Source organism: Pseudomonas sp. Pseusp88, assembly GCF_047303955.1.
Lineage (GTDB): Bacteria > Pseudomonadota > Gammaproteobacteria > Pseudomonadales > Pseudomonadaceae > Aquipseudomonas.
Map to the genome: position 1 here is coordinate 1 of NZ_JBGLYM010000162.1, position 207 is coordinate 207.

At 61.8% G+C, this 207-nt stretch carries 2 tRNA genes; both read right to left on the bottom strand.

Annotated elements, in window-relative coordinates:
* Position 1: 1 nt before the first annotated feature.
* Positions 2–77 (bottom strand) — tRNA-Ala (locus ACCD02_RS32845).
* Positions 78–130: 53 nt separating this feature from the next.
* Positions 131–206, bottom strand: a tRNA-Glu gene (locus tag ACCD02_RS32850).
* Position 207 lies beyond the last annotated feature (1 nt).

The following is a 207-nucleotide window of genomic DNA, read 5'->3' on the forward strand; positions in this document are numbered from 1 at the left end:
TTGGTGGAGCTAAGCGGGATCGAACCGCTGACCTCCTGCATGCCATGCAGGCGCTCTCCCAGCTGAGCTATAGCCCCGGATTTATCGCCTCGCGGCGGAGCAGAACCTTGCGGCGCTGCTTCTTGTAACTTGGCGTCCCCTAGGGGACTCGAACCCCTGTTACCGCCGTGAAAGGGCGGTGTCCTAGGCCACTAGACGAAGGGGACA